Annotated in this window: 23 protein-coding genes and 1 pseudogene; 4 read left to right on the top strand and 20 right to left on the bottom strand. The window is 71.2% G+C overall.

Features of this window, described 5'->3' with window-relative positions; genetic code table 11:
- The first annotated feature begins 5 nt into the window (after positions 1–5).
- Positions 6–911, top strand: coding sequence for a 5'-3' exonuclease (locus IF61_RS0119090; RefSeq protein ID WP_030367652.1), 906 nt, complete (start codon positions 6–8; stop codon positions 909–911).
- A gap of 80 nt (positions 912–991) precedes the next feature.
- Positions 992–1,840 carry a siderophore-interacting protein gene (locus tag IF61_RS0119085; protein ID WP_030367651.1) on the top strand — a complete coding sequence of 283 codons (849 nt, stop codon included), beginning with the start codon at positions 992–994 and terminating at the stop codon, positions 1,838–1,840.
- A gap of 220 nt (positions 1,841–2,060) precedes the next feature.
- Here IF61_RS0119085 and IF61_RS0119080 read toward each other — a convergent pair whose 3' ends face one another.
- The 12 genes from IF61_RS0119080 to IF61_RS0119025 all read right to left on the bottom strand — a co-directional run bounded on the left by IF61_RS0119080 (position 2,061) and on the right by IF61_RS0119025 (position 14,415).
- Positions 2,061–4,889 (bottom strand): DEAD/DEAH box helicase, encoded by a 2,829-nt coding sequence (locus IF61_RS0119080; protein WP_030367650.1) that lies wholly within the window; start codon positions 4,887–4,889, stop codon positions 2,061–2,063.
- A 103-nt stretch (positions 4,890–4,992) separates the two neighbouring features.
- Entirely contained in the window at positions 4,993–5,904 is a 912-nt protein-coding gene (locus IF61_RS0119075) for a diacylglycerol kinase (protein ID WP_030367649.1), read from the bottom strand.
- Between the two features lie 18 nt (positions 5,905–5,922).
- Entirely contained in the window at positions 5,923–6,813 is an 891-nt protein-coding gene (gene tatC / locus IF61_RS0119070; protein ID WP_052392809.1) for a twin-arginine translocase subunit TatC, read from the bottom strand.
- A 158-nt stretch (positions 6,814–6,971) separates the two neighbouring features.
- Positions 6,972–7,253, bottom strand: coding sequence for a Sec-independent protein translocase subunit TatA (gene tatA, locus IF61_RS0119065; RefSeq protein ID WP_030367647.1), 282 nt, complete (start codon positions 7,251–7,253; stop codon positions 6,972–6,974).
- Positions 7,254–7,481: 228 nt separating this feature from the next.
- A complete protein-coding gene (locus IF61_RS0119060) occupies positions 7,482–7,697 on the bottom strand; it encodes a hypothetical protein (RefSeq protein WP_030367646.1) in 216 nt (71 codons plus the stop codon).
- A gap of 78 nt (positions 7,698–7,775) precedes the next feature.
- Positions 7,776–8,012, bottom strand: coding sequence for a CpXC domain-containing protein (locus IF61_RS0119055; RefSeq protein WP_030367645.1), 237 nt, complete (start codon positions 8,010–8,012; stop codon positions 7,776–7,778).
- Positions 8,013–8,023: 11 nt separating this feature from the next.
- The gene (locus IF61_RS0119050; protein WP_030367644.1) at positions 8,024–8,986 is read right to left on the bottom strand and encodes a helix-turn-helix transcriptional regulator; all 963 of its coding nucleotides are present in this window, start codon (positions 8,984–8,986) and stop codon (positions 8,024–8,026) included.
- A gap of 77 nt (positions 8,987–9,063) precedes the next feature.
- Positions 9,064–10,077, bottom strand: coding sequence for a helix-turn-helix transcriptional regulator (locus tag IF61_RS0119045; protein ID WP_030367643.1), 1,014 nt, complete (start codon positions 10,075–10,077; stop codon positions 9,064–9,066).
- Between the two features lie 119 nt (positions 10,078–10,196).
- Positions 10,197–10,571 (bottom strand): FKBP-type peptidyl-prolyl cis-trans isomerase, encoded by a 375-nt coding sequence (locus tag IF61_RS0119040; protein ID WP_030367642.1) that lies wholly within the window; start codon positions 10,569–10,571, stop codon positions 10,197–10,199.
- Positions 10,572–10,635: 64 nt separating this feature from the next.
- Positions 10,636–11,619 (bottom strand): FKBP-type peptidyl-prolyl cis-trans isomerase, encoded by a 984-nt coding sequence (locus IF61_RS0119035; protein ID WP_030367641.1) that lies wholly within the window; start codon positions 11,617–11,619, stop codon positions 10,636–10,638.
- Between the two features lie 138 nt (positions 11,620–11,757).
- Positions 11,758–13,119 (bottom strand): Pup--protein ligase, encoded by a 1,362-nt coding sequence (gene pafA / locus IF61_RS0119030; protein WP_030367640.1) that lies wholly within the window; start codon positions 13,117–13,119, stop codon positions 11,758–11,760.
- Positions 13,120–13,128: 9 nt separating this feature from the next.
- Positions 13,129–14,415: an MFS transporter gene (locus IF61_RS0119025; protein ID WP_030367639.1), complete on the bottom strand. Its 1,287-nt coding sequence runs from the start codon at positions 14,413–14,415 to the stop codon at positions 13,129–13,131.
- Between the two features lie 122 nt (positions 14,416–14,537).
- Between IF61_RS0119025 and IF61_RS0119020 the strand changes: the two genes are divergently transcribed.
- On the top strand, positions 14,538–15,608 hold the full coding sequence (locus IF61_RS0119020) for a LacI family DNA-binding transcriptional regulator (RefSeq protein WP_043189750.1): 1,071 nt from the start codon (positions 14,538–14,540) through the stop codon (positions 15,606–15,608).
- Positions 15,609–15,706: 98 nt separating this feature from the next.
- On the opposite strand, the gene prcA is transcribed toward IF61_RS0119020, so the two are convergent.
- The 6 genes and pseudogenes from prcA to arc form a co-directional block, all read right to left on the bottom strand.
- Complete coding sequence (gene prcA / locus IF61_RS0119015; protein WP_030367637.1) at positions 15,707–16,486, bottom strand: proteasome subunit alpha; 780 nt, start codon at positions 16,484–16,486, stop codon at positions 15,707–15,709.
- 47 nt (positions 16,487–16,533) lie between these two features.
- Positions 16,534–17,379 carry a proteasome subunit beta gene (gene prcB, locus IF61_RS0119010; protein ID WP_030367636.1) on the bottom strand — a complete coding sequence of 282 codons (846 nt, stop codon included), beginning with the start codon at positions 17,377–17,379 and terminating at the stop codon, positions 16,534–16,536.
- Positions 17,331–17,505: pseudogene (locus IF61_RS34330) on the bottom strand (endonuclease domain-containing protein); the annotation flags it as partial. The pseudogene IF61_RS34330 and the gene prcB, both read right to left, overlap by 49 nt.
- Before the next feature lie 19 nt (positions 17,506–17,524).
- Positions 17,525–17,743: a ubiquitin-like protein Pup gene (locus tag IF61_RS0119005; RefSeq protein WP_030367635.1), complete on the bottom strand. Its 219-nt coding sequence runs from the start codon at positions 17,741–17,743 to the stop codon at positions 17,525–17,527.
- Between the two features lie 174 nt (positions 17,744–17,917).
- The gene (gene dop, locus IF61_RS0119000; RefSeq protein WP_211264905.1) at positions 17,918–19,429 is read right to left on the bottom strand and encodes a depupylase/deamidase Dop; all 1,512 of its coding nucleotides are present in this window, start codon (positions 19,427–19,429) and stop codon (positions 17,918–17,920) included.
- A 354-nt stretch (positions 19,430–19,783) separates the two neighbouring features.
- Complete coding sequence (arc, locus tag IF61_RS0118995; protein WP_030367633.1) at positions 19,784–21,550, bottom strand: proteasome ATPase; 1,767 nt, start codon at positions 21,548–21,550, stop codon at positions 19,784–19,786.
- A gap of 243 nt (positions 21,551–21,793) precedes the next feature.
- On the opposite strand from arc, the gene IF61_RS0118990 reads away from it, so the two are divergent.
- A complete protein-coding gene (locus IF61_RS0118990) occupies positions 21,794–22,132 on the top strand; it encodes a ferredoxin (RefSeq protein ID WP_030367632.1) in 339 nt (112 codons plus the stop codon).
- 4 nt (positions 22,133–22,136) lie between these two features.
- On the opposite strand, the gene IF61_RS0118985 is transcribed toward IF61_RS0118990, so the two are convergent.
- Together IF61_RS0118985 and IF61_RS0118980 are read right to left on the bottom strand one after the other, a co-directional pair.
- Positions 22,137–22,751: a hypothetical protein gene (locus tag IF61_RS0118985; RefSeq protein ID WP_245684557.1), complete on the bottom strand. Its 615-nt coding sequence runs from the start codon at positions 22,749–22,751 to the stop codon at positions 22,137–22,139.
- Positions 22,752–22,998: 247 nt separating this feature from the next.
- Entirely contained in the window at positions 22,999–23,886 is an 888-nt protein-coding gene (locus IF61_RS0118980; protein WP_030367630.1) for a tRNA (adenine-N1)-methyltransferase, read from the bottom strand.
- Between the last annotated feature and the right edge of the window lie 123 nt (positions 23,887–24,009).

The following is a 24,009-nucleotide window of genomic DNA, read 5'->3' as shown; positions in this document are numbered from 1 at the left end:
GCCTGATGCTCCTCGACACCGCTTCCCTGTACTTCCGCGCCTATTTCGGCGTGCCGGACTCCGTCCGCGCCCCCGACGGCACCCCGGTGAATGCCGTGCGCGGCCTGCTCGACTTCATCGCCCGCCTCGTCCAGGACCACCACCCGGACGAGCTGGTGGCCTGCATGGACTTCGACTGGCGGCCGCACTGGAGGGTCGAGCTCATCCCCTCGTACAAGGCCCACCGGGTCGCCGAGGAGACGGCGGCCGGCCCGGACGAGGAGGAGGTGCCGGACACCCTCTCCCCGCAGGTCCCGGTCATCGAGGCGGTGCTCGACGCGATCGGCATCGCCCGGGTGGGCGCCGTGGGCTACGAGGCCGACGACGTGATCGGCACGCTCGCGGGCCGCGCCGCGGGCCCGGTCGACATCGTCACGGGCGACCGCGATCTGTACCAGCTGGTGGACGACCGGCGCGGGGTGCGCGTGCTCTATCCGGTCAAGGGCGTCGGCACGCTGCAGCCGGTCGACGAGTCCCTGCTGCGCGAGAAGTACGGGGTGGACGGCTCCGGCTACGCGGACCTGGCGTTGCTGCGCGGCGACCCCAGCGACGGCCTGCCGGGCGTGCCGGGCGTCGGCGAGAAGACGGCCGCGAAGCTGCTGGCCTCCTTCGGCGACCTGGCGGGGATCCTGGCAGCCGTGGACGACCCGGCGGCGAAGCTGACCCCGGCGCAGCGCAAGCGCCTGGCCGAGGCCAAGCCGTATCTGGCGGTGGCGCCGAAGGTCGTACGGGTCGCGTCCGACGTCCCGCTGGCGCCGTTCGACGCAGCGCTGCCGGCCGAGCCGCGGGACCCGGAGGTGCTGGAGGCACTGGCGGAGCGGTGGGGGCTGGGCGGGTCGCTGCAGCGGCTGCTGGGCGTCCTCGGCGCGTGAGTCGCTGGGCCGGGTCCGCCTAACTTTGTTAAGTTAGGCGGACCTAACTTTTCAGGATCAGGGGATCAGGGGAGACAGCCATGGCAGACCGTCCCGTCCGGAAGCAGCCCAAGCTCAACCGCGCGCACGTGCTCCGCACCGAGCGGCTGACGCCGCACATGGTGCGCGTGATCCTCGGCGGCGAGGGGCTCGCGGACTTCGGCGCCGGTGAGCACACCGACCACTACGTGAAGATCGTCTTCCCCGTGCCCGGCGTCGCCTACCCCGAGTCGTTCGACATGGAGGTCATCCGCCGCGAGCTGCCCCACGAGCACTGGCCGAAGACCCGCACGTACACGGTGCGCTCCTTCGACCGCGAGGCGCGCGAGCTCGCCATCGACTTCGTCGTCCACGGCGACGAGGGCCTGGCCGGCCCGTGGGCGGCCTCCGTGGAGCCCGGCGCCGAGGTGCTCTTCCGCGGCCCCGGCGGCGCCTACTCCCCCGACCCGGCCGCCGGCTGGCACCTGCTGGCGGGCGACGAGAGCGCGCTGCCGGCGATCGCCGCGTCCCTGGAGCGGATCCCCGCGGGCGCGCGCGTCCACGCCTTCGTCGAGGTCGCGGGCCCGGAGGAGGAGCAGAAGCTGGAGCTGGCCGAGGGCGTCGAGGTCACGTGGCTGCACCGCGGCGGTGCGCCCGTCGGCGAGGCGCTGGTCGCGGCCGTCCGCGGGCTCGACTTCCCCGCCGGCGACGTCCAGGCCTTCGTGCACGGCGAAGCGGGCTTCGTGAAGGAGCTGCGCCGCTACCTGCGCGTCGAGCGCGAGGTGCCGCGCGAGCGCCTGTCCGTGTCGGGCTACTGGCGCCGGGGCCACGACGAGGACGGCTGGCAGGCGTCCAAGCGCGACTGGAACCAGCAGGTCGAGGTGGAGCAGGAGGGCGCGGCGGCGGCGTAACCGCGACGCGGCGTGCGGGTCCGGCACCGCCGGACCCGCAGCCATGGGCTGATCACCGCTGCGGCGGAGGGATCTTCCCCTGACCCGCCCCTTCCCGAAACCCCTGCGGGGGGCTGGGGGGCTTGCCCCCAGGAAACGGGAAGGGGCGGGTCAGGGGAAATCCCCCCGCCGCGACGGCGCCCGGCCCCCACCGGAGGTGACCGGCGGTGCCGAAGCGGCCTCAGCCCACCGACGAGTAAGCCACAACTCCCCGCAACAGCCCATCGACCGCGCGGCGCGCGTTCCGCGCGACCGCGCTGCCCTCCTGCGGCGCCGCCGCCGCGATCTGGCCGAGCACGTCGATCAGCTGCTTGCACCACCGGACGAAGTCGCCCGCCGGCATCTCGACCTCCCGCAGCACCTCGTCCAGGCTGTGCCCGGACGCCCAGCGGTACGCGGCCCAGGCGAAGCCCAGGTCCGGCTCGCGCTGGCCGACGCCCTCCGCCTGGTTGATCTTGTGCTGTTCCTCCAGGGCATCCAGCCGGCCCCAGATGCGGACCATCTCGCCGAGGGCCTCCTTGGCGGGGCCCGCGGGCAGCTTCGGCGGCGCCGCGTCGTCGGCCGTACGGGCCTCGAAGACCAGCGCGGAGGCGCACGCCGCCAGCTCGGCCGGCTTCAGGCCCTCCCACACGCCGTCGCGCAGGCACTCCGAGGCCAGCAGGTCGAGCTCGCCGTAGAGCCGGGCGAGCCGCTTGCCGTGCTCGGTGACCTCGCTGCCGTGCAGGTAGTCCAGGTCGGTCAGGAGCGCGCAGATCCGGTCGAAGGTGCGGGCGATGGTGTTCGTCCGCCCCTCGATGCGCCGCTCCAGCTGGCGGGTGTCCCGCTGCAGCCGGTGGTAGCGCTCGGCCCAGCGGGCGTGGTCCTCGCGCTCGTCGCAGCCGTGGCAGGGGTGCGCGCGGATGGCCGCGCGCAGCCGGGCGATCTCGGTGTCGTCCGTGGCGGCGGAGCGGGACTTGCGGTGCCGGTCGGGCACGATGTGCCCGGCCTTGGTGCGCAGCGCGGAGGCGAGGTCGCGGCGCGACTGCGGGGAGCGCGGGTTGAAGGACTTGGGGATCCGCATCCGATCCAGGGGCTCCACCGGCACCGGGAAGTCGATCGGGGCGAGCCGCTTGACCTGCCGTTCCGCGGTGAGCACCAGGGGGCGCGGCCCGTCGTAGGGGTCGAAGCCGCGGTGCCGGTCCGCACGGGCGGGCGGCACGCCGGGGTCGAGCACGAGGGCCAGGCCCGCGTACTTCCCGGTCGGGACGTGGATGACGTCACCGGGCTTGAGCCGCTCCAGGGCCGTGGCCGCCGCGGCGCGCCGCTGCACCGCGCCCTGCTTGGCCAGCTCGTTCTCGCGGTCCTTCAGCTCGCGGCGGAGCCGGGCGTACTCGTCGAAGTCGCCGAGGTGGCAGGTGATGGCCTCGCGGTAGCCCGCCAGGCCCTCCTCGTTCTTCTGCACCTGCCGGGAGATGCCGACGACCGACTTGTCGGCCTGGAACTGGGCGAACGACGTCTCCAGCAGCTCGCGGGAGCGGTGCCGCCCGAACTGCGAGACGAGGTTGACCGCCATGTTGTACGAGGGCTTGAAGCTGGAGCGCAGCGGATAGGTGCGGGTGCCGGCGAGGCCGGCGAGCGCGGCCGGGTCCATGGCGCGCTGCCACAGCACGACGGCGTGCCCCTCGACGTCGATGCCGCGTCGTCCGGCCCGGCCCGTGAGCTGGGTGTACTCGCCGGGCGTGATGTCGGCGTGGGTCTCGCCGTTCCACTTGACGAGCTTCTCCAGCACCACCGTGCGAGCCGGCATGTTGATGCCGAGGGCGAGCGTCTCGGTCGCGAAGACGGCCTTGACCAGGCCCTTGACGAAGAGCTCCTCGACGACCTCCTTGAAGGTCGGCAGCATGCCGGCGTGGTGGGCGGCGATGCCGCGCTCCAGGCCCTCCAGCCACTCGAAGTAGCCGAGGACGTGCAGGTCCTCGTCGGGGATGGAGGCGCAGCGCTCCTCGACGACCTCCCGCACCCTGGCGCGGGCCGCGTCGTCGTTGAGCCGCAGGCCGGCGTAGAGGCACTGCTGGACGGCGGCCTCGCAGCCGGCGCGGCTGAAGATGAAGGTGATGGCGGGCAGCAGGCCCTCGGCGTCGAGGCGCTCGATGACCTCGGGGCGGCCGGGCGTCCAGATCCGGCTGCGCTGACGGCGCTCGCGCTCGCGGTCGGCCTCGCGCACCATCTTGCCGCGGCGCCGCTCCCGCGGGTTGTACGTGCGGCTGTTCTCCATGCGGGCCATGCGCAGGAGGTCGGGGTTGACCTCGCGGCGCGCGGCGCCGCGGCCGCCGTGGTCGGTCTCCTCCTCGAAGAGGTCGTAGATCCGCCGGCCGGCCAGCACGTGCTGCCAGAGCGGGACGGGGCGCTCCTCGGAGACGATCACCTCGGTGTCGCCGCGGACTGTGTCCAGCCAGTCGCCGAACTCCTCGGCGTTGGAGACGGTGGCCGAGAGGGAGACGAGGGTCACCGAATCCGGGAGGTGGATGATGACCTCCTCCCAGACGGCGCCGCGGAAGCGGTCGGAGAGGTAGTGCACCTCGTCCATGACCACGTAGCCCAGGCCGATCAGCGCCTGGGAGCCCGCGTAGAGCATGTTGCGCAGGACCTCGGTGGTCATCACGAGCACCGGGGCGTCGGCGTTGACGCTGTTGTCGCCGGTCAGCAGGCCGACCTTGGCGGCGCCGTAGCGCCGGACGAGATCGCTGTACTTCTGGTTCGACAGGGCCTTGATGGGTGTCGTGTAGAAGCACTTGCGGCCCTGGGTGAGAGCCAGGTGGACGGCGAACTCGCCCACGATGGTCTTGCCCGAGCCGGTCGGCGCGGCGACCAGCACGCCCTTCCCGGCCTCCAGGGCCTTGCATGCCTCTATCTGGAACGGGTCCAGCTCGAAGTCGTACATCTCGCGGAACGGTGCGAGCGCGGTGGCCTGCTCGGCGGCGCGGACCCGCGAAAGGGCGTAGCGCTCAGCAGGGGACATGTCGTCGGTCATCTTGTGTACGAGCCTACCGGTGACCTCTGACAGTCACCTGATCTTTATTGGAGCTGCTCCTTAGTCCGGCATGGGACTCCCTTTATGCAGCTCCGGGCGGTTGTTATGCGGCTCCGGCCGGCTGTGCGGCGCCGAGCAGCCGCACGGCCCCCGGTACGGTCTCGGCGGTCAGCGGGAGCGGGCCGAGCGGCTCGCCGTCCGCGTAGGCGGTGATCCCCGGGGCGCTCAGCGCGATCTTCGCGACGCGGTGCACCGTGACGGCGGGGTGGCCGAGGTGGGTGCCGCGGTAGACCTTCGGGAAGACCTTCAGGAGGGTCGCGCGGCTGCAGGGGCCGACGACGGTGACGTCGAAAAGCCCGTCGTCCGTGCGGGCCTCCGCGCAGATCCGCATGCCTCCGCCGTACGAGGAGCTGTTGCCGACGGCGACGAGGGTGGCCTCGGTCTCCAGCTCAGGGCCGTCGTCCAGCCGGATCCGGTACGGGATGGGGCGCAGCGCGGCGAGCTCGGCCAGGAGGGCCATGTCGTAGCGCAGCCGGCCGGTGGGAAAGCGCAGCCGGTTGCCGCGGTCGTTGACGCGCGAGTCGAAGCCGGAGGCGAGGACGGTCGCGAAGTACGTCCCGTCGGCCAGGCCGAGGTCCACCGGCCGGCCGCCGTCGCCCTTGAGGGAGGCGGCGATGAGCCGGCCGGCCGCGACGGGGTCCCGGACGGGCAGCCCGGCGGCGCGGGCGAAGTCGTTGCCGGTGCCGACGGCGACGACGCCGAGCGGGACGGGGGTGCCGGCGACGGCCTGGAGGGCGAGCGAGGTCATGCCGTCCCCGCCGACGGCTATCAGGGCACCGGTGCCGCCCGCCACGGCCTCCCGGGCCCGGCGCAGGGCGTCGGCGGCGTCCGCACCGAGGACGGTGCGGACGGAGAACCCGGCGGCGCGCAGCGCCCGGGCGGCGGGCTGGGCGGCGCCCGCCCCGCGCCCGCGGCCCGCCGCCGGGTTGACGAAGAGCGTGATGTCGCTGGTCACCCGGCGGAACCCATCGGATCAGGTCACGTCGTCGTAGCCGTTGCGGGCGGCGTGCTGACGGCCGTCCTCGGACCGGTCGTGCAGGGCCGGCATCGGCTCGGAGTCGCCGAGGGACTGCGGGGTCAGATCCAGCGGTGCGGCCTCGTCGTCCGACAGCATCCGGTCGGGGTTGCGCCGCGCCCGGCGCTTGTCGTTGAGCATCGAGAACCCGACCGCACCGAAGTACAGGATGATGATCGGGACGGCCAGGATGCACATGCCGAACGGGTCGGTGCTGGGCGTGGCGACGGCACCGAAGACGAAGGTGCCCATGACGACGCCGCGCCACCACTTGACCATGGTCTTTCCGGTGACCATGCCGGCGATGTTCATCATCACCAGGAGCAGGGGCAGCTCGAAGGCGAGGCCGAAGACGAGGATCATCCGGACGGTGAAGTCGAGGATGTCGTCGAGGTTGAGGGTGTTGGCCGCGGACTCGGGCGTGATCTGCAGCAGGACACGCATACTCATCGGCATGATCGAGTAGGCCAGCCAGGCGCCCGCGACGAAGAGCGGGGCCGCCGTCGCCACGAAGGCGACCGTGTACTTCTTCTCGTTCTTGTGCAGGCCGGGGGCGAGGAACGCCCACAGCTGGTAGAGCCAGATCGGCGCGGAGACCGTCACGCCCGCCAGGAGGCAGATCTTGACGATCGTGGTGAACGGCGACGACAGGCTGTTGAACACCACGACCGCGCAGTTGCCGCCGTGGCTCTGGGCGAGATCGCGCCCCGCGCACTTGGGAACGGGGCTCGAGAGGAAGTCCGTGAGCTGCTTCTGGTAGAAGGCCGCGACGATCGCGACCACGACGATCGCGAGGACCGCCTTGGCCAGCCGGTTGCGCAGCTCACGGAGGTGCTCCGCGAGCGGCATCCGCCCCTCGGGGTCCTTCTCCTTCTTGCGGGCAGACTTGGGCAACCCACGTCCCTATCTCGTGCGGCAGACGGACGCCGCGGGGGCGGCCGCCTCGATCGTCCCTGGAAAAGCTGGAAAACCTGGAGGAGCAGCGCTCAGTCCTGGAGGAGCAGCGCTCAGTGCTGCGTCGTGCGGTCGCTCGGCTCGGTGACCGGCCGGGCGCCGGCGACGTCGCCGGGAGCCGCCTTGATCGTACGCGGGGCCTGGTCGGCGGGCGGGTCGGCCGGGGCGGAGGCGTTGTCCTGGCCCTCCGACTTCATGGCCTTGGCCTCGCTCTTGAGGATGCGGGCGGACTTGCCGAGGGAACGCGCCATGTCCGGGAGCTTCTTCGCACCGAACAGCAGGACGATGACGACGAGAATGAGGATGATCTCGGGGGCGCCGAGCCTACCGAACATTTGCGTTTACCTTCTCACCGAGGCGGCATGGGGTGGGTACTGCCCGACTGATCGGACATTTGTCCATCAGACGTACGGCAGCGATCGTAACGCGCAGGGGTGAACGCCGGGCAATCCCCGTGCGTACTCCCGGAAGCGGCCCCCCGCCTCGTCGCCGGGGCCACCGAAACAGCGTACCGCCCGGTCAGCGGCCCCAGCAGAGAGCGGGAGCGACGTTGTCAGAACCGCTCATTCCTGGCGCAAAGTCTGCACCGCCTGCGCGCTCGCGGCGGCGAGCGGCGCCGCGGCGCGCTCCAGGTCCTCCGCGGCCCGGCTGATCCGCACCGAGCTCTCGGAGACCTGGCGGGCCAGCCGCCGCACCTCGGCCAGCACCCGGGCGGCCAGCACCCCGAGGACGGCGATGCCCAGGAAGGCGAGGGCGACGGCGAGCATGGGCCAGAACATGGAGCGAACCTATCGGGACGTCGGGGTGACTCAAAACATCGGAATGACTCAAAACGGCCGTTTGTCCGAGCGGCGCGCTCAGACCGTCGAGTGCAGCCGCAGCGTCCGCACCCCGCCGCCGGTCAGCAGCTCCACGATCCGCTCCCCCGCCGGCTTGCGGACCGCGGTACCGCAGTCCGGACACGTGAAGGAGTAGAAGGTGGTGCGCCGGCTGCCGCCGATCGCCAGCCGCAGCGCGCTCGCCGCCAGCTCGAAGCTGCCGCGGCAGTCCGGGCAGGCCGCCTTGAACATCGCGGCGCCCGGCACCCCGTCCATCGCGTCCACCCTCACTCCCCGTACGCCGCAAGGGCCTCGCGGGCCGCGTCCCGGGCGCTGTCCGCCAGCGCGGCGGGCGAGACGATCCGGCCGTCGCCGCCGAGGCGCAGGGCGAGCCGGCGCAGCGAGGCCGGGTCCGGGGTGCGCAGCGTGATCCGCAGGCCCCCGTCCGGCAGCTCCTCGGCGCTGTCGTGGGGGTAGTACTCGGCGACCCAGCGGCCGCCGGGGCCGACCTCGATCACGACCTCGGGGTCCTCGGCGGCCGGCTGCACCAGCCCCTCGGAGAGGTCCCGCAGCTCGACCGGCGGCGGGTCGGACGGCTCGTCCAGCAGCCTGATTTCGGCCACCCGGTCCAGCCGGAAGGTGCGGCGGGCCTCCGACAGGCGGCACCACGCCTCCATGTACGTGTGGCCGACGACGAACAGCCGGACCGGGTCGACCTCGCGCTCGGTGAGCTCGTCGCGCGCGGGCGAGTAGTACGTGATCCACACGCGGCGGCGCTCGGCGATCGCCCGGTCGACGTCCGCGAAGACGCCGCCCTCGGACTCGAAGGTCACCGACAGCCGGGAGCTGGCCCCGGCGGCCTCGCCCGCGGCGGCCTCGATCTTCGCCGTGGCCCGCACCAGCGCCTGCCGGCCGCTCTCGCGCAGGCCCGGCAGCGTGGCCACGGCGCGCGCGGCCACCAGCAGGGCCGTGGCCTCGTCGGCGGCGAGCCGCAGCGGCTCACCGGTGCTGCTGCCCGAGGCGTCCGGGTTGTGCCACCAGATGCGGTCGCCGTCGGTGTCGATGTCGAGCAGGTCACCGCCGCGGAAGCTGGTGCCGCACATGGGCAGCACGTCGAGGTCGCCGATGAGCTCGTCCTCGGTGATCCCGAAGGCCCGTGCCACGTCCGTGACCCGGGCGCCGGGGCGCTCCCGCAGATAGGTGACCAGCGACAGCATGCGCCGCGTCTGGTCAATGGCGTTTCCGGCCATCAGAAGTCGGTCCGTTCCTCTCAGCCCTCGCCGGACCCTTAAGGCCCGTCGTCCGCCTGTCCCCGTATCAGCCTGTCTCAGCCCTTGGCCACGGCACGCAGCCGGTCCAGGACCGCCTCCCGCAGCTCGGCCGGCTCCAGCACGACCACGTCCGGGCCGAACTCCACCAGCCACGCGTCCAGCCCGTGCCCGTAGGGGATCTCCAGCTCGTCCCAGCCGTCGCCCAGCTCGCGCGTGCTCGTGGCCCGGGCCCGCAGCGGATAGCCGTGGTCCGCCCGCACCTTGATCCGGGCCGTGCCCGTCGCCGTCTCGCCCGCCCACCGCTCGACGGTCTCGCGGACCGTCACGTGGTCGGGCACCGGCGCCGTGAAGGGGATGCCTCGCGAACGGACCTTGCCGGTGATCCGGGAGAGCCGGAAGACCCGCTCCGCCTTGCGGTCGCGGTCCCAGCCCGCCAGGTACCAGTGGCCGCGCCAGCACTCCAGCGTCCACGGCTCGACGTGCCGCTGCTCGGGGCGGGCCGAGTTCGCCTTGCGGTAGTCGAAGACCACCGGGCGCCGGTCGCGCGCGGCGAGCATCAGCGGCTCGAAGGCCGCCTCGTGCACCGGGATCCGCGTCTCCAGCGCGCTGTGGCTGCCGTAGACCTCTTCCGCCAGCGGCATCCCGGCGGCCCGCAGCTTCTGCAGCGCCCCGCTGGCCGCGGCGGCCAGCCGGGCCTGCTGCCAGACGCTGGCCGCCAGGCCCAGGGCGGCGGCCTCCTCGACGTCCAGCGTGATGGGGGGCAGGCGGTTGCTGTCGCGGCGGGCCAGGTAGCCGGTCTCGCCGTCGACGCTCTCCACCGTCTCGATGATCAGGCCGAGCTCGCGCAGATCGTCCTTGTCGCGCTCGAACATGCGGTTGAAGGCGTCATCACTGCCCGTGGCGTTGTCCGCGGCGCCGGACTCGGCGCCCGAGGCCGTGCCGTGCCCCGGCCCGAAGGCCTCGAGGTAGGCCTCGATGGACCCGCGAAGCTCCCGCTTGCTCAGCGGGCGGCGGGTCCCCAGCAGGCACAGCGCCAGGTTCATCAGCCGCTCGGCCTTGGCAATCGCCATCGACGCCCTCTCTACTTGTGCTCTCAACCGCTGACCGTACCGCTCCGGTCTTCCTGCGCAAAAGCCGAGGGTCCATGCCCCTGAAGGAGCATGGACCCTCGGCCCGTCGGCAGACGGCGTCAGACCGCGATCAGGTCGCAGACGAAGATCAGCGACTCGCCCGGGGCGATGCGGCCGCCGCCGGCGCCACGCTCGCCGTAAGCCATGTGCGGCGGGATGACCAGCTTGCGGCGGCCACCGACCTTCATGCCCTGGATGCCCTTGTCCCAGCCCTCGATGACCTGGCCGGCGCCCAGCTTGAACTCCAGCGGGTTGCCACGGTTCCAGCTCGCGTCGAACTCCTCACCGGTGGAGAAGGCCACGCCCACGTAGTGGACCTTGACGAAGTCGCCGGCCTTGGCCTCCGCGCCGTCGCCCTCCCAGACCTCGGTGATCTCCAGGTCAGTGGGCGCCGGGCCCTCGGGGAAATCAATCTCGGGCTTGTCGATGCTCACGAAAGTGCTCCTACGAACGAATCTTGTAGACAACCGTGCAAGTCTGTCAGATACCGGTCGAAGATCAGACCTTGCCCACGATGTCCACGACGAATACCAGGGTGTTCTTGTCCAGGCCGCTGCCGGCCTGGCCCTCGTAGCCCAGCTTCGGCGGGATCACGAGCTCGACGCGGTCGCCGACGTGCTTGCCGACCAGGCCCTTGTCCCAGCCCTGGACGACCGAGCCGGTGCCGATCTGGAAGCTCGTCGCCCCCGAGTGGTCCCAGGAGGAGTCGAACTTCTTGCCGTCCTCCCACTTCACGCCGGTGTACTGGGCGATCAGCCCCTCGCCGGCCTTGATCTCCGGGCCCGAGCCCTTGATCAGCACCTGCTCCTTGAGGTCCGACGGCGCCTTGGCGTCCTTGGGAATGGTGATCTCCGCAGCCTTCTGCGGGACCACCTTCACCTCGGGCATGCCCTCGTCCGGCTTCGCCTGGTCGCCCTTGACCTCGCTCTTCGGGTCGACCTTCTGGCCGCCGACCACGTCCACGACCCAGACCAGGCCGTCCTCCGGGGCCAGGCCGAGCTGCGGGTTGACCTGCTCGCCGATGGTCTCCTTCACCGTGCCCACGACCTCGACCCGGCTGCCGGCCCGCTGGCCGATCACGGCGTCCGCCACCTTCGCGGGCACCTGCTGCCCCGGCTGGCCCGCCGCGAAGACGTCCTGGCGGCGCACGTCCTTGTTGCCCGGGATCTGCCCCTGGCTCGACCACGAACCGCCCAGCGGCTTGTCGTCCTTCATGCTCTGCACGGCGAAGTCGAGGCGCACGAACGTGCCCTTCTCGACCTTGTCGCCCTTGCCCTCGGAGAGCGTCTTGACGGTGAGCTCGTCGCCCGCCTTCGACCCCTTCTCCACGGAGATCTCGGGCTTCTGGCCGAAGTCGCCCTTCACCGAGACGTTCGCCTCGGACGTGCCCTTGTCGTCACCACCGCACGCGGCGGCGGAGAACAGCAGGGCAGGCACGGCCAGCGCCGCGGCCAGGCGACGCGTGTTCTTCGTGAGGTTCATCAGTCCAACTCGGGCTAGGGGGGTGACTGAGCAAGTGCCCGCCACTCTACGGGCTCAACCTGTGCGATCAACCCCGCCCGACACGGGGGTGCACCGGGCCCGAACCGCCCGGTGCACCCCGTCGCCCGCGCCGCCGGCTCACATCCCGGCGATCAGCTTCTCCACCCGGTCGTCCACCGACCGGAAGGGGTCCTTGCACAGCACCGTCCGCTGCGCCTGGTCATTGAGCTTCAGGTGCACCCAGTCGACCGTGAAGTCGCGCCGCTGCTCCTGCGCACGGCGGATGAAGTCGCCCCGGAGCCGGGCCCGGGTCGTCTGCGGCGGCACCGACTTGCCCTCGAAGATCTTGAGGTCGTTGCACACCCGGGCCGCCTGACCGCGCTTCTCCAGCAGGTAGTACAGCCCGCGGCGGCGGTGGATGTCGTGGTACGCGAGGTCTATCTGCGCCACCCTCGGGTGCGACATCGTGATGTTGTTCTTCGCGCGGTAGCGCTCGATGAGCTGGTACTTCATCACCCAGTCGATCTCCGTGGAGATGCGGTCCAGGTCCTCGTCCCGGACGGCCTCCAGGGTGCGGCCCCACAGCTCCAGGACCCGCTCCACCGTGCCCGTGCGGATGCCGCGGCGCTCGCAGAAGTCCACGGCCTTCTCGTAGTACTCCTGCTGGACCTCCAGGGCCGAGGCCTCGCGCCCGCTCGCGAGCCGGACCTTCCGCCGGCCCGTGATGTCGTGGCTGACCTCGCGGATGGCCCGGATCGGATTCTCCAGCGTCAGGTCGCGCATGACCGTGCCCGCCTCGATCATGCGCAGCACCAGGTCGGTCGCACCGACCTTCAGCAGCATCGTCGTCTCGGACATGTTGGAGTCCCCGACGATGACGTGCAGCCGGCGATAGCGCTCGGCGTCGGCGTGCGGCTCGTCCCGCGTGTTGATGATCGGGCGGGAGCGGGTGGTCGCCGAGCTGACGCCCTCCCAGATGTGCTCCGCGCGCTGGCTGACGCAGTAGACCGCGCCCCGCGGCGTCTGCAGGACCTTCCCGGCCCCGCACAGCAGCTGCCGCGTCACCAGGAACGGGATGAGAATGTCCGCGAGACGCGAGAACTCCCCGTGCCGCGCGACGAGATAGTTCTCGTGGCAGCCGTAGGAGTTCCCGGCGGAGTCGGTGTTGTTCTTGAAGAGGTAGACGTCGCCCGCGATGCCCTCCTCGTGCAGGCGCCGTTCGGCATCGACCAGCAGGCCCTCGAGAATGCGCTCGCCCGCCTTGTCGTGGGTGACCAGCTCGATCACGCTGTCGCACTCCGGCGTTGCGTATTCCGGGTGCGAGCCCACATCCAGGTAGAGACGCGCTCCGTTGCGCAGGAAGACATTGCTGCTGCGGCCCCAGGAAACGACACGGCGGAAGAGGTAGCGCGCCACTTCGTCAGGCGACAGCCGGCGCTGTCCCCTGAAGGTGCACGTGACGCCGTACTCGTTCTCCAGCCCGAAAATGCGGCGGTCCATGCCTGAACATTACGCCTGATGCCCTGCGCTGAAACCGGGTTCGACCGCACCGTTCCGATCATTTTCCGACCGCGCCACGACGGGCCCGTCCTCCGACCGCGCCACGATGGGCGAGGGACCCGCGGGAGCCTGCAGCGCACGCCGCGCCAGCAGCATGACGAGCAGGGCGGCCACGCCGCAGCCCACGGCGACCGCGAAGCCGGCGCGGAGGCTGACGCCCTGGAGCGCGGGACCGGCGAAGGCCGTGCCGATGGCCGCGCCCACGCCGAAGGACGTCACCAGCCACGAGAACGCCTCGGTGACGGTGCCGCGCAGCGCGTGCCGGTCCACGACCACGAAGGCGCAGGCCAGACAGGGGGCCAGGAAGACGCCGGCGACACCGGCGAAGACCGTCATCAGGACCGGGCCCGGGACCAGCAGCAGCGGCAGGTAGCACACCGCGAGGCCGGTCACGAGCAGCCGCAGCCGCTGCTCCGGGGTGCCGGGCCACTGGCGGTGGCCGTAGACGGTGCCGCCGATGAAGGCGCCGACGCCGACCGCGGAGAGCAGGTAGCCGGCCACGTTGCCGTCGTGGTGGGCCTCGCCGTAGGCCACCGAGGAGACCGCGATCGAGCCGAGCGCGGATCCGATGAAGAAGAACGTCCCGAGCAGCACGAGCAGCCCGCGCGAGCGCAGGGCGCCCAGCCAGTGCGCCTCACGGGGCGCGGAGCGCCACTCGCGGGAGGGCGGCGAGGTGACGACGGCGAGCGCGCCGAGGGCACCCAGGGCGTTGATCACGAACAGCGAGCCGGCCGGGGACCACAGGGAGACGAGCCCGGTGATGATCAGCGGGCCGACGACGTACATCACTTCCTGGGCGATGGCGTCGAGGGAGTACGCGGCGTGGATGCGCTCCTCGCTCTTGAGGACCGAGGGCCACAGGGCCCGCAGCCCGCCCTCCAGCGGCGGCGTGAAGAATCCGGCCACCACCATGGCCGCGTAAGCTAGGGCGACGGGCTCCAGACCGACGGCGGCGAAGACCGTCATGCCGAGCGCGGCCAGCAGGGCCGACGGCAGCATGACGCGCGGCTGGCCGTAGAGGTCGACGGCCCGGCCCAGCAGCGGCTGGCCCACCGCGTTCGCCACGCCGTAGACGGCGGAGAGCGCCGAGGCGAGCGCGAGGCTGCCCCCCTCGGCACGGACGAAGAGGACGATCGCGAGCGCGGCCGTGGCATTCGGCAGACGGCCGACCAGCGTGCCTGTGAGCAGGCGCGCGGCATGCCGCGTTCGGAGCATCTCGCCGTAGCCGGCCGCCATCGGTGACTTCCTCTCTTCCCCGAGCCTCGGGTTTTACGTATAACTAGAAGCGTCATACGTATCATGGCCGCAGCCCGCGGGTCCAACGCCGCAGGCTGCGGCAGTCAGGGGAGGCACCGACAGTGACCAGCGGCGAAGACAACCCGCAACGCCGCGACGAGCGGTGGCCCACGGCCCGCGGCCCCCGCGCCGGGGCCCGCGCCACCAGCCGCGACGTCGCCCGCGCCGCCGGCGTCTCCCAGGCCACGGTCTCCCTCGTCATGGGCGAGAAGTGGCGCGGCCGCGTCTCCGAGCGCACCGCCGAGGCCGTCCGCTCCGCCGCCCGCAGCCTGGGCTACCGCCCCAACCTCGCCGCCCGCGACCTCCGCCTCGGCCGCACCCGTACGGTCCTGCTGGTCGTCCCCGCGCTCACCAACGAGTTCTTCGCCCGGGTGCACACCGGAGTCGTCCGCGTCGCCCAGGAGCACGGCCTCGGCGTCGTCCTCTACCTCTCCCCCGGGGGCACCGGCCCGGCCCGCGGCCCCTTCGCCTCCGCCAGCGCCACCCTCGACGGCGTCCTCGCCTCCTCGATGGCCGCCGAGGCCCTCGGCGCCATCCGGGGCGGCGGCCTCCCGCTCGTCATGCTCGACAGCGACCCCGGCCACGAGGGGGCCTCCGCCACCGTCAACCCCGACATCGCCGACGGCATGCGCCAGGTCGCCGGGCACCTGCTGGGCCTCGGCCACCGGCGCTTCCTGCACCTCGCCTCGGACATCGACACCTGGACCTTCCGGGTCCGCGCCCACGCCCTCGCCGACGCCCTGCGCGGCACGGCCGGCGTCACGGTGCGCACGGAGCGGGCGCCCCTCACCGTCGCCGACGGGCTGCGCGCCACCGAGAAGGCCCTCGCCGAGCCCGGCCACCGCCCGACCGCGATCATCTGCGACGACGACGTCCTCGCCGCGGGCGCGTGCAAGGCCGCCCGCCGGCTGGGCCTGCACGTGCCCGCCGACCTCTCCGTCACCGGCTTCACCGACCTGGCCCTCGCCACGGCCGTCGAGCCCGAGCTCACCACCGTCCAGCTGCCGGCCGAGGCGGTCGGCGAGGCCGGGATGCGCGCCCTCGTGGCCGTCCTCGACGGCCGGGCCCCGGCCCCCGAGGCCCTCCCGGTCCGCCTGGTCACCCGCGGCACCACGGCACACGCCCGCACCTAGCGGCGCCGCCGGAGCGAGAACACCGGAGCGGAAAACGCCGTGCGCCCCGGCGGGAGAACCCGGCGGGGCACACGGCGCACATGCGAAATCAGCAGGAGTCAGCTCTCGTCGGAGGCCTCTCCGCCCTCTTCCGGAGCCGTCTCCGGCTCCGTGCCCGGCTCGGCGCCGGCAGCGGGCGTGCCCTCCTCCAGCAACCGCGACAGCTGACGGCCCAGCAGCCGCTTGAACTTTCGCTGCTGCGGCCGCGTGCGGTCCAGAACCGCGACCTCCAGCTGCTCCGCGGTCAGCGTCCGCTCACCGCCGTTGTTGTCCCGGGTGAGGGACTCCACGGCGAGCTTCAGCGCCTCGGAGAGCGTCATACCGTCGCGGTGCCGCTGATCGAGGTAATTGCTGATCTGATCGGCATTGCCACCGATGGCGACCGAACCGTGCTCGTCCACGATCGAGCCGTCATGCGGCAGCCGGTAAATCTGGTCGTCCTCGGGGCCCGCACCGACCTCGGCGACGATCAGCTCGACCTCGTAGGGCTTCTCGGCCGCGCTGGAGAAGATCCCGCCCAGCGTCTGGGCGTAGACATTGGCCAGGCCACGGGCCGTGACATCGTCCCGGTCGTAGGTGTAGCCACGGAGATCGGCATAGCGCACGCCGCCGATCCGCAGGTTTTCGAATTCGTTGTACTTACCGACCGCGGCGAACGCGATCCGGTCATAGATTTCGCTGACCTTGTGCAAGGCCCGGGACGGGTTCTCGGCAACGAAGACAACGCCATCGGTGTACTGGAGCACCACGACGCTGCGGCCGCGCGCGATGCCCTTGCGGGCGTACTCGGCACGGTCGGCCATGGCCTGCTGAGGTGATACGTAGAACGGCGTCGACACCGGTTATCCGTCCCTTTCTGTCATTGACGAGTTCACAACCGTGTCCCTCAGAGGAGGGCGGCCCGCGGGCCGTCCGGCTCTTCCAGCCGCCGGTCGTGGACGGCCCGGACGATCTCGGAGCACTGTGCCTCGGTGAGCTTCCGGAACCCCTCGTCGGTGATGACGGTGACGATCGGATAGATGCGCCGTGCAAGATCCGGTCCGCCGGTCGCGGAGTCGTCGTCGGCGGCGTCGTAGAGCGCCTGGACGACGAGCGTGAGGGCCTGGCCCTCCGTCAGGTCCTCCCGGAAGAGCTTTTTCAGCGCCCCCCGGGCGAAGACCGAGCCCGAGCCGGTGGCGGCGAAGCCGTGCTCCTCCGAGCGCCCGCCGGTCACGTCGTAGGAGAAGATCCGGCCCTTCTGGCGGTCCACGTCCCAGCCGGCGAACAGCGGCACCACGGCCAGGCCCTGCATGGCCATGCCGAGGTTGCCGCGGATCATCGTCGACAGCCGGTTCGCCTTGCCCTCCAGCGAGAGCTGGACCCCCTCGACCTTCTCGAAGTGCTCCAGCTCCAGCTGGAAGAGCTTGACCATCTCCACGGCCAGCCCGGCCGTGCCGGCGATGCCCACCGCCGAATACTCGTCGGCGGGGAAGACCTTCTCGATGTCGCGCTGGGCGATGACGTTGCCCATCGTCGCCCGGCGGTCACCGGCCAGCACCACACCGCCGGGGAACGAGGCCGCGACGATGGTCGTCCCATGGGGAATCTCGATCGCGCCCTGCACCGGGGGCAGCGCCCGGTTGCCCGGGAGCAGCTGCGGCGAGTGCGCCGAGAGGAAGTCCATGAACGACGAGGAGCCGGGGGTCAGGAAGGCAGCCGGCAGACGCCCGGTGCTACGAGTGTTGGCTTCCACACGTTTCCTTCCAGGTATGCAGCGGCCCGCCCCATGACGTCCGCTCGATCCTTAGAACCGCCCCAGGGCCGCGTCGGAGCTGGGGCACAGTACGCCAGGGACCTTACCGGTCCCATGATCGTGATCCGCAGGCGGCGGCAGGGGCCTACTGGCCGCCCTTCTGGACGAAGGAGCGCACGAAGTCCTCGGCGTTCTCCTCGAGCACATCATCGATTTCGTCCAGCACGGAGTCGACGTCGTCCGACAGCTTCTCCTGCCGCTCCTTGAGGTCCTCCGAGACCTGCGCGTCCTGCGCCTGTTCCTCGACGTCCTCGGTGGATCGCGTGGCCTTCTGCTGACCGCCGCCGGTGTCCTTGGTCGCCATATCCCTCACCCCGCTCGGTTCGACGTACTGGATCGGACGTGCACAGTCGTACTCAGCCGTTCCCGGCCCTGCATGATCAGACCCTATAACCCGGGTCCGACATCGGCCCTGCACTTGCTACAACGTCCCGGAACCACCGTGATGATTCCCTGAACGCCCTCCTCTCAGACCTGCTCAGCCCCCGGAGAGGACCCGGACCAGCTCTTCCGCGGTGCGGCAGCGGTCCAGGAGCTCCTTGACGTGGTTGCGCGTGCCGCGCAGTGGCTCCAGGGTGGGCACCCGTTGCAGGGAGTCACGGCCCGGGAGGTCGAAGATCACCGAGTCCCAGGAGGCCGCGGCCACGTCGTCCGCGTACTGCTCCAGGCAGCGGCCGCGGAAGTAGGCCCGGGTGTCCTCGGGCGGGACCGTACGGGCGCGCTCCACCTCGGTCTCGTCCAGCAGCCGCTTCATCCTGCCGCGGGCCGCGAGACGGTTGTACAGCCCCTTCTCGGGCCGCACGTCCGCGTACTGCAGGTCCACCAGGTGCAGCCGGGCCGCGTCCCAGCCCAGGCCGTCGCGGCGGCGGTAGCCCTCCAGGAGCTCCCGCTTGGCCACCCAGTCCAGCTCGCCGGCCAGGCTCATCGGATCGTGCTCCAGCCGGTTCAGCACGTCCTCCCAGCGGCCGAGGACGTCCTTGGTCTGCTCGTCGGCGTCGGCCCCGAAGCGGTTCTCGACGTACTTGCGGGCCAGCTCGCAGTACTCCATCTGGAGCTGTACGGCGGTGAGCGTGCGGCCGCTGCGGAGCGTGATCAGCCGTTGCAGGGTGGGGTCGTGGCTGACCTGGTGGAGCGTGCGGACGGGCTGGTCGACGGCCAGGTCGGAGACGATGAAGCCGTCCTCGATCATGGACAGGACCAGCGCGGTGGTGCCCAGCTTGAGGTAGGTGGAGATCTCCGAGAGGTTGGCGTCGCCGATGATCACGTGGAGCCGGCGGTACTTCTCGGCGTCGGCGTGCGGCTCGTCGCGGGTGTTGATGATCGGCCGCTTGAGGGTGGTCTCCAGGCCCACCTCGACCTCGAAGTAGTCCGCGCGCTGGCTGAGCTGGAAGCCGTGCTCGTGGCCGTCCTGGCCGATGCCGACGCGGCCGGCGCCGGTGACGACCTGGCGGGAGACGAAGAAGGGCGTCAGGTGGCGCACGATGTCCGAGAAGGGGGTCTCCCGCTTCATCAGGTAGTTCTCGTGGGTGCCGTAGGACGCGCCCTTGTTGTCGGTGTTGTTCTTGTAGAGGTGGATCGGCTGGGCTCCGGGCAGCTGGGCGGCACGCTCGGCGGCCTCGGCCATGATCCGCTCCCCGGCCTTGTCCCACAGGACGGCGTCGCGGGGGTTGGTGATCTCCGGGGAGCTGTACTCGGGGTGGGCGTGGTCGACGTAGAGTCGCGCGCCGTTGGTCAGGATGACGTTGGCGAGGCCGATGTCCTCGTCGGTGAGCTGGCTGGAGTCCGCGGCTTCGCGGGCGAGGTCGAAGCCCCGGGCGTCCCGCAGCGGGTTCTCCTCCTCGAAGTCCCAGCGGGCGCGTCGCGCCCGGTGCATCGCCGCGGCGTAGGCGTTGACGATCTGGGACGAGGTGAGCATGGCATTGGCGTTCGGGTGACCGGGGACGGAGATCCCGTACTCCGTCTCGATGCCCATTACTCGCCGTACGGTCATGCGGCCCTCCTTGCCCGGCGGCGCCCCCTGGTGGGGTCGGCGCTCAAGTACCGCTGCGCATCCGGTCCGTGTCCGGCCCTCGGTCCCCCGGCGCGCGCTGCGGCGGTATCGAAGAGCCTAGAACGGCTTTGCGGCGGTGGGGAGATCATTACAGTCATTGCTCCGGTTCGTGGCGTACCCGGGCCATGGGCGCTCCCCGTGGCGCGATCCTGGCGGGAATCCTGCGGAAAACCCAGAGACCTGCGGCAAACCCGGAGAACGCGCACACCCCGGGAAAAACGCGTCCGGCCGCGGTTGTCCCGGGGTGTGCCCCCGCCAGGGCGGGGGCGGGACATCCGCAGCCGGACGGCGGTCCTACAGGTACTGGCCGGTATTCGCCACCGTGTCGATGGAGCGGCCGGTGTCGGCGCCCTGCTTTCCGGTGACCAGGGTGCGGATGAAGACGATCCGCTCGCCCTTCTTGCCGGAGATCCGGGCCCAGTCGTCCGGGTTGGTGGTGTTGGGCAGGTCCTCGTTCTCCTTGAACTCGTCGACGCAGGCGGCGAGCAGGTGGGAGACGCGCAGACCCTTCTGGTTGTGGTCGAGGAAGGCCTTGATCGCCATCTTCTTCGCCCGGTCCACAATGTTCTGGATCATGGCGCCGGAGTTGAAGTCCTTGAAATAGAGGACTTCCTTGTCGCCATTGGCGTAGGTGACCTCGAGGAAGCGGTTTTCCTCGGATTCCGCGTACATCTGCTCGACGACCGACTGGATCATGCCGGCCACGGCGGCCTTGGCGTCCCCGCCGTGCTCGGTGAGGTCGTCCGCGTGGATGGGCAGGGTCTGGGTGAGGTACTTCGAGAAGATGTCCTTGGCGGCCTCGGCGTCCGGGCGCTCGATCTTGATCTTCACGTCGAGGCGGCCGGGGCGCAGGATGGCCGGGTCGATCATGTCCTCCCGGTTGGAGGCGCCGATCACGATCACGTTCTCCAGGCCCTCGACGCCGTCGATCTCGGAGAGGAGCTGGGGGACGATGGTGTTCTCGACGTCCGAGCTGACTCCGGAGCCGCGGGTGCGGAAGAGGGAGTCCATCTCGTCGAAGAAGACGATGACCGGGGTGCCCTCGCTGGCCTTCTCCCTGGCGCGCTGGAAGATCAGCCGGATGTGCCGCTCGGTCTCCCCGACGTACTTGTTGAGGAGCTCGGGGCCCTTGATGTTGAGGAAGAAGCTCTTCCCCGCGGGCTTGCCGGTGACCTCGGCGACCTTCTTGGCAAGGGAGTTGGCGACGGCCTTGGCGATGAGCGTCTTGCCGCAGCCGGGCGGGCCGTACAGCAGCACGCCCTTGGGCGGCCGCAGTTCGTGCTCCTTGAAGAGGTCGGGGTAGAGGTAGGGGAGCTCGACCGCATCGCGGATCAGCTCGATCTGGTTCCCCAGACCGCCGATCTTGGTGTAGTCGATGTCCGGGACCTCTTCGAGGACGAGCTCCTCGACCTCGCTCTTCGGGATGATCTCGTAGACGTAGCCGGAACGGGGCTCCAGGAGCAGGGCGTCGCCGGGGCGGATGGTGGTGTCCAGCAGCGGCTCGGCGAGCCTCACCACCCGCTCCTCGTCGGTGTGCCCGATGACCAGGGCGCGCTCGCCGTCCTCGAGGATCTCCTTGAGGGTGACGATGTCCCCGGCCCGCTCGAACTCCATGGCCTCGACCACGTTGAGCGCTTCGTTGAGCATGACCTCCTGGCCGCGCCGGAGGTCCTCCACCTCGACGCTGGGGCTGACGTTCACCCGGAGCTTGCGGCCCCCGGTGAAGATGTCGGCCGTGCCGTCGTCGTTGGCTTTGAGGAAGACCCCGAAGCCGGCCGGTGGCTGTGCGAGCCGGTCGACCTCCTCCTTGAGGGCGACGATCTGGTCGCGTGCCTCGCGGAGGGTGTTGGCGAGCCGCTCGTTCTGAGCGGACACGCCGGCCAGGTTGGTCTGGAGCTCGACGATCCGCTCTTCGAGAATCCTCGTGTGACGCGGAGAGTCGGCGAGCTTGCGTCGCAGGACGGCGATCTCCTGCTCGTAATAGGCAACCTGGCTCGCGAGGTCGTCGGACGCTCGTCCCGGCCGGATGCCGCGGTTCATGTCGTCGTCGTGGGCTGCCACGGTCCTCACCTCCTCCAAGGGGAGCTGGACGCTTCCTGACCCTACCTGGGCCGGTGCAGGTTGAAACCCCTAGATCACAAACCCGGTCGGAGTGTGTCCGATCTTCACCCTTGCGCACGTCCCCACAGCAGGGGAATACCCACCCATCAACATCGGAAAGCGGGCGGTTGTATCGTCGAGTCGGTCAACACCCGTCAGGGCTGGCTCCAATTGATTCACAGACGTAGCGAACGGCAGGGCGAGATGACCGTGCAGAACGACGACCGCGCAGACACGGCCGGGGCTCCGGTGGGCCGGGATGCTACGGACGAGGCTCTGGAGGTCTGGATCGACCAGGACCTGTGCACAGGGGACGGGATCTGCGCCCAGTATGCGCCCGAGGTCTTCGAGCTGGACATCGACGGCCTGGCCTACGTGAAGAGCGCCGACGACGAGCTGCTGCAGGAGCCGGGCGCGACGACTCCGGTGCCGCTGACCCTGCTCACCGACGTCCGGGACTCCGCGAAGGAGTGCCCGGGCGACTGCATTCATGTGCGCCGCATCTCGGACAGGGTGGAGATCTACGGCCCCGACGCCGAGTGACGGATCACACACTCCCCGCGACCGGGCGCGGCCGGAGGACGAACTTCCCGTTCTTCCAGTGCCATTCGACGGTCCGCTGCATGTCCGGGCAGCAACGCGGCACGCTCGGGGCGGAGTAGCCGAGCAGAGTGGCCGAAACGGTGCCCTCGGTGACGGTGAGACCGGTGACGGTCATCTTCTCCTTGGGGTCCACGAGCGTGGCGAGCACGCGCGGCGGCTCGCCGTACGTGCGGGGCTCGGCGAGGAGGTAGACGCCGCTGGGCGGGGTGCCGCCGCCGGCGCGGCAGCGCACGACGGCCACGGTCTCCAGCCTGCCGTCGTGGTCGAGGTCCGAGGTGACCTGCTGGACGACGTCGGGTCCGCCGCCGGGGCCGCACTGCAGCGGATAGCGGGCGGCGAGCGCGTCGGGGGCCCGCGTGGCCGCGGCGGGGGCGACGGCCCGGGCCGGGGCCGGGTCCTCGCGGGGGCCGGTGACGCAGGCCGCGGCGATCACGGCGGCCAGGGCCACGGCGGTGACCAGCCAGTGCACGGGCCCGGGGCGGGTGTGCGGGAGGGGCTCGGCGGGCTCGGGGTCGGGATGAGCACGGTCTGGACGAAGACTGCCGGCCGGTGGCTGCACGCGCGCTGACTCCTGTGGCGGTGACTGCGGGGGATGCGGAGGGACGCTGAATTGATCAGCATCGTGCCACATCACCGCGTACCGGTGAACAGCGGGCACGCCGGTGGAGGGCCGCCGGAATGTGCGGGCCGGGGCGCGGGCGCGAGCCGGGCGGGTGAGCCTAACGAAGAGGCGCCGCCCCCGAGTTCCCCGCGGTGCGGGGGACTCGGGGGCGGCGCCGTGCGTGCCGGGCACGCGGCGTTCGGGGTCAGCCCTTGTTGGGGCCTTCGTAGTCCTCGCCGTAGGCGCCCTTGGCGGGGCGGCGGCGGCGCATGGGCGGCTCGACGCCGTCCGCGAGGCGGCGGGCGGTGACCAGGAAGCCGGTGTGGCCGATCATGCGGTGGTCCGGCCGGACGGCCAGGCCCTCGACGTGCCAGTTGCGGATCATCGACTCCCACGGCTGCGGCTCGGCGAAGCAGCCGATCTCGCGGATGGACTCGACGGTCCGGGCGAGCTGGGTGGTCGTCGCCACGTAGCAGCAGAGGATGCCGCCGGGGACGAGCGCCTTGGAGACGGCCTCCAGGCACTCCCAGGGGGCGAGCATGTCGAGGATGACGCGGTCGACGTCCGTGTCGGACAGGTTGTCCTGGAGGTCGCCGACGGTCAGCTGCCAGGCGGGGTGCGGGCCGCCGAAGTAGCGCTCGACGTTCCCCTGGGCGATCTCGGCGAAGTCCGCGCGGCGCTCGTAGGAGTGCAGCATGCCCTGGTCACCGATGGCGCGCAGCAGGAAGGCGCTGAGCGAGCCGGAGCCCACCCCGGCCTCGACGACGCGCGCGCCGGCGAAGATGTCGGCGAAGGCCAGGATCTGCCCCGCGTCCTTGGGGTAGACCACGGCGGCGCCGCGGGGCATGGACAGGACGTAGTCGGGGAGCAGGGGGCGCAGCGCGAGGTAGGCGACGTTTCCCGTGGTACGGACAACACTGCCTTCGGGGGCACCGATCAGCTCGTCGTGGGGGAAGGCACCCTTGTGGGTGTGGAACTGCTTCCCGGCTTCGAGCGTGAAGGTGTAGTGGCGTCCCTTGGGGTCGGTGAGCTGGACCTGGTCCCCGACCTGGAAGGGCCCGCGACGGCGGGCGGCACCGGTCGGTTCGGACATGTGACCAGCGTACCGGGTGCCCTGCGGGCCGCCGACCACCTGTGGGGCGGGTCCCCGCGGGCTTCCCGGCCGCGGTCCCGCCGCTGCTCCGTTTCCGAAGCGGCTTCGCCCGTCGGACCCCCG

The sequence above is a fragment of the Streptomyces roseoverticillatus genome, assembly GCF_000719265.1.
GTDB lineage: Bacteria > Actinomycetota > Actinomycetes > Streptomycetales > Streptomycetaceae > Streptomyces > Streptomyces roseoverticillatus.
Note: the sequence above shows the minus strand (reverse complement) of the source record. Positions and strands in the feature narration are given on the sequence as shown.

Coding starts and splice junctions, on each gene's coding strand:
- IF61_RS0119090 (WP_030367652.1), top strand. CDS start 6: ATGCTCCTCGACACCGCTTCCCTGTACTTCCGCGCCTATTTCGGCGTG.
- IF61_RS0119085 (WP_030367651.1), top strand. CDS start 992: ATGGCAGACCGTCCCGTCCGGAAGCAGCCCAAGCTCAACCGCGCGCAC.
- IF61_RS0119080 (WP_030367650.1), bottom strand. CDS start 4,889: ATGACCGACGACATGTCCCCTGCTGAGCGCTACGCCCTTTCGCGGGTC.
- tatC (WP_052392809.1), bottom strand. CDS start 6,813: ATGCCGCTCGCGGAGCACCTCCGTGAGCTGCGCAACCGGCTGGCCAAG.
- tatA (WP_030367647.1), bottom strand. CDS start 7,253: ATGTTCGGTAGGCTCGGCGCCCCCGAGATCATCCTCATTCTCGTCGTC.
- IF61_RS0119060 (WP_030367646.1), bottom strand. CDS start 7,697: ATGTTCTGGCCCATGCTCGCCGTCGCCCTCGCCTTCCTGGGCATCGCC.
- IF61_RS0119055 (WP_030367645.1), bottom strand. CDS start 8,012: ATGGACGGGGTGCCGGGCGCCGCGATGTTCAAGGCGGCCTGCCCGGAC.
- IF61_RS0119050 (WP_030367644.1), bottom strand. CDS start 8,986: ATGGCCGGAAACGCCATTGACCAGACGCGGCGCATGCTGTCGCTGGTC.
- IF61_RS0119045 (WP_030367643.1), bottom strand. CDS start 10,077: ATGGCGATTGCCAAGGCCGAGCGGCTGATGAACCTGGCGCTGTGCCTG.
- IF61_RS0119035 (WP_030367641.1), bottom strand. CDS start 11,619: ATGAACCTCACGAAGAACACGCGTCGCCTGGCCGCGGCGCTGGCCGTG.
- pafA (WP_030367640.1), bottom strand. CDS start 13,119: ATGGACCGCCGCATTTTCGGGCTGGAGAACGAGTACGGCGTCACGTGC.
- IF61_RS0119025 (WP_030367639.1), bottom strand. CDS start 14,415: ATGGCGGCCGGCTACGGCGAGATGCTCCGAACGCGGCATGCCGCGCGC.
- IF61_RS0119005 (WP_030367635.1), bottom strand. CDS start 17,743: ATGGCGACCAAGGACACCGGCGGCGGTCAGCAGAAGGCCACGCGATCC.
- dop (WP_211264905.1), bottom strand. CDS start 19,429: ATGACCGTACGGCGAGTAATGGGCATCGAGACGGAGTACGGGATCTCC.
- IF61_RS0118990 (WP_030367632.1), top strand. CDS start 21,794: ATGACCGTGCAGAACGACGACCGCGCAGACACGGCCGGGGCTCCGGTG.
- IF61_RS0118980 (WP_030367630.1), bottom strand. CDS start 23,886: ATGTCCGAACCGACCGGTGCCGCCCGCCGTCGCGGGCCCTTCCAGGTC.